Source organism: Nostocoides australiense Ben110 (assembly GCF_001050535.1).
Taxonomy (GTDB): Bacteria; Actinomycetota; Actinomycetes; order Actinomycetales; family Dermatophilaceae; genus Nostocoides_A; species Nostocoides_A australiense.
The window spans coordinates 3,081,712-3,085,251 of sequence record NZ_HG764815.1 but is presented as its reverse complement, the minus strand read 5'-3'; the positions used below and the strand labels follow the sequence as shown (position 1 = coordinate 3,085,251).

The following is a 3,540-nucleotide window of genomic DNA, read 5'->3' as shown; positions in this document are numbered from 1 at the left end:
GCGGCCACGAGCGGGGCTGCCACAACCAGTTCCACCGGGCCGGCCATCGCGGCTGCCGGTGGCCTCGTCCTGGCCGGCGCCATCGGCGCGGCCGCTGTCCTCCGTCGCGGAAGGAAGTCCCCATGAAATCCCGCCTCCTCACCCCTCTCGCTGCTCTTACGGCCGCCGCACCGCTGGCATTCGGCACCGCCCCGTCAGCGCACGCGACGTCCGGCACGGCGCTCGCGATCTGCCCGCGCGGATCGGGCGTGACGGTCATCGTCGACTTCGGCTCATGGGACAAGCGGTCCTGTGCCCCCGGCGACCCCACGACCGGGCTCGCGGCCTTGCGGGGTGCCGGGTTCACGGTGACGATGGTGCAGCGCTTCCCCGGGGCCGTGTGCCGGATCAACGGCCGTCCCTCGGCCACCGTCGACAAGTGCGTCGTCATGCCGCCCACCACGGGGTACTGGTCCTACTGGCACGCCGTCCGAGGCGGCAAGTGGACCTACTCCACGTCCGGCCCCGGGAGCTACAACCCCAAGCCCGGCACCGTCGAGGGTTGGTCCTATGGCGCCGGCAAGCCCCCCACCGCTCCCCCTCCCGCCTAGGACGTCATGACGCAGCTGCGCCACGCTCGACTCGGTCCGCCCCTCGCTATCGCCGCGCTCCTCGCGGCCGGTGGCGTCATCACCACCCCGGCCACCGCTGCCACCTGTTCCTCGACAGACGGGGTGAGCGTCGTCGTCGACTCGGGCAACGGCATACAAACCGGTTGTGCCCCAGGGGATCCCGCGTCGGCCTGGGCGGCTTTGGAGTCCGCCGGTTTCCGACTCGAAGGGACGCAGCGATTCCCGGCGAGCTTCATCTGTCGCATCAACGGCTATCCGGCGCCGGCCGATGAGCCCTGTGTCCAGACTCCTCCGACCAGGGCCTATTGGGCGCTGTGGAGTGCCGCGGCCGGGGGTGGATGGACCTACAGCAGCACCGGCGCGGCCAGCCTGAACCCGGCACCGGGCAGCTCCGTGGGGGTCGCCTTCGGCGCCGGCCGGCAGCCGGGCATGGCGCCACCAGTCGTGTCGCCGCCGAGCACCACGGCGCCTGCCACGACATCCACGACCAGAGCACCGACCTCATCCGGCACGACATCGGCGCACTCCGAAACCGCTGGGGCGCAACACACCTCGGCTGCCGACCCAGGCTCGTCCACGCCAGGCTCGTCCACGCCGGGGTCCTCCACGGGCGCTGCGGGCCCCGCGGGCACACGCGCCACCTCCTCGGCGTCAGCGACCACCTCGCAGCCGTCCACCTCGGCCACGTCGACGAGTGGCAGCCGGTCGACGAGTTCATCCAGTTCGGCCACCGTCCCCACCGTCACCGCCACGACCGAGCCACCGAGCGCGGCAGCGAGTCCGCGAGCCGGCGAATCCCCCAGCCCGGCGCTCATCGTCGCCGGCGGGGCCGGGCTCGGCCTGCTCCTCGTGCTCGGCGCCTTTGTCGTTCGCCGGCAACGCGATCGAGCCGCGGCGTTGTGAACCTCGGTTTCGTAAACCTCTCGTGATCCGTCACCTGCACCCCGCGGCCTGGTGGCTGTGGGCGCTGGCCCTGGCGGCCAGCGCGAGCATGACGACGAATCCCGTCCTCCTCGCCGCCCATGTCGGAGTCCTCGTGGCCGTCGTGCTGGCCCGTCGGGACGGATCGCCGTGGGGACGCGCCTTCCGGCTGTATGCCGTGCTCGGCGTCGTCATCGTTCTCGTCCGCCTCGTCCTGCACGCCCTCGTCGGGCTGAAGTTCGGCGACATCCCGCTCCTGCCGCTGCCGGAGACGCACCTGCCCTCCTGGGCGGCCGGCATCCAACTCGGAGGAACCGTCTATCTGGAAGGGGCCCTCGGCGCGGGCCTGGAAGGGGCTCGTCTCGCGACGATGATCCTGGCCATCGGCGCAGCCAACGCGCTCGCCAGTCCGAAGCGGCTGCTCAAGGTCTTCCCCGCGGCCCTGCACGAGATCGGCGCCGCGTTGGTCGTGGCGGTCACGGTCGCGCCACAACTGGCCGAGAGCGTGCAACGTGTCGCGCGCGCCCGACAGTTGCGCGGCGAACCCGCCTTGCGGCTCAAGGGGTTTCGCAGGATCGCCATGCCGGTCCTGCAGGATACCCTCGATCGCTCGCTCGCACTGGCCGCAGCCATGGACGGCCGTGGTTACGGGCGGCGGCCGGAGTCGACGAATGGCCGGGCAACCGGTGTCTTGACGCTACTCGGACTGCTCGGCTCGTGCGTCGGCATCTACGGACTCCTCGACACCACATCCCCCGCCGCGTTGGGCATGCCGACCCTGGTCGTCGGGTTGCTGCTCTGCGTTGCCGGCCTCTGGAGCGGCGGACGGTCCGTGCCGCGAACGATCTATCGCCGCGATCCGTGGGGTGCACCGGAGTGGTTGACGATCGCCTGCGGCGCCGCGGCGCTGGTCGCGATGCTCGTGACCGTCCGCCGTGACCCGGCTGCGCTGGGTATGCCGCTCGCTCCCCTCGGCCTGCCCGCCCTCCCCGTGCTGCCGCTGGCCGGTCTCGCTCTCGCCGCGGTGCCCGCGGTCGCCACTCCCGTGCCACCCCTTGTGTCCGCCCGCCGGGCGCCTCGGGAGGTTGCGGCGTGACGGCATACGACCCGGCGATCTCGTTGTCCCACGTGACGATCCACTATCCCGACGCCGCCGAGGCGGCCCTACGCGATGTGGACCTCGAGATCGAGGAGGGCGAACTCGTCCTCGTCGTCGGGCGCACCGGATCGGGCAAGTCGACCCTCCTGGGCACCCTCAACGGCCACGTCCCCCACTTCACCGGCGGACGGCTGTCCGGGAGCGTGCGCGTGCTCGGGCGCGACACCGCGACCCACCGCCCGCGCGACCTCGCCGACGTCATCGGTGTCGTCGGGCAGGACCCACTCGCCGGTTTCGTCACCGACACCGTCGAGGAGGAACTGGCCTACGGCATGGAGCAACTCGCCCTGCCGCCGGCCACGATGCGCAAACGGGTCGAAGAGACCCTCGACCTGCTCGGGATCGCCGACCTGCGCGCCGCTCCCCTGCGCGATCTGTCCGGCGGACAGCAGCAGCGCGTGGCGATCGGCTCCGTCCTGGCCGCGCACCCGCGAATCCTCGTCCTCGACGAGCCCACTTCAGCGCTGGATCCCACTGGGGCAGAAGAGGTTCTGGCCACTTTGACCCGGCTGGTCCACGACCTCGGCGTCACCGTCGTCGTTGCCGAACACCGGCTGGAGCGGGTAGTGCAGTATGCCGACCGCGTCGTCGAGGTCGTCGACGGCACGGTGCGCGACGGCATACCGTCGGCGATCTTCGAGACCGCCTCGGTCGCCCCGCCCGTCGTCGATCTGGGCCGGTATGCCGGCTGGTCCCCCCTCCCCGTCACCATCCGCGACGCCCGCCGCGCCTCCGCCCTCCTCCGCGCCCGGCTGGGTGATCAAGGAACCTCTGCTAGCAGAGGCTGGTCAAATCAGCAGACCTCCCTAGGTGTGCAGATGTCACTAACCTCTGCTAGCAGAGGTTCCT

Annotated in this window: 4 protein-coding genes; 3 read left to right on the top strand and 1 reads right to left on the bottom strand. The window is 71.4% G+C overall.

Annotated elements, in window-relative coordinates:
* Positions 1 to 122: 122 nt before the first annotated feature.
* The gene (locus tag BN11_RS14895; protein WP_048698956.1) at positions 123 to 590 is read left to right on the top strand and encodes a hypothetical protein; all 468 of its coding nucleotides are present in this window, start codon (positions 123 to 125) and stop codon (positions 588 to 590) included.
* 365 nt (positions 591 to 955) lie between these two features.
* Here BN11_RS14895 and BN11_RS14890 read toward each other — a convergent pair whose 3' ends face one another.
* On the bottom strand, positions 956 to 1,342 hold the full coding sequence (locus tag BN11_RS14890) for a hypothetical protein (RefSeq protein WP_235435500.1): 387 nt from the start codon (positions 1,340 to 1,342) through the stop codon (positions 956 to 958).
* Between the two features lie 194 nt (positions 1,343 to 1,536).
* On the opposite strand from BN11_RS14890, the gene BN11_RS14885 reads away from it, so the two are divergent.
* Both BN11_RS14885 and BN11_RS14880 read left to right on the top strand, forming a co-directional pair.
* Entirely contained in the window at positions 1,537 to 2,628 is a 1,092-nt protein-coding gene (locus BN11_RS14885; RefSeq protein ID WP_157044184.1) for a CbiQ family ECF transporter T component, read from the top strand.
* Positions 2,625 to 3,540 (top strand): ABC transporter ATP-binding protein (locus BN11_RS14880; protein WP_235435499.1); only part of this gene is annotated, 916 nt, incomplete at its 3' end. The genes BN11_RS14885 and BN11_RS14880, both read left to right, overlap by 4 nt.

Coding starts and splice junctions, on each gene's coding strand:
- BN11_RS14895 (WP_048698956.1), top strand. CDS start 123: ATGAAATCCCGCCTCCTCACCCCTCTCGCTGCTCTTACGGCCGCCGCA.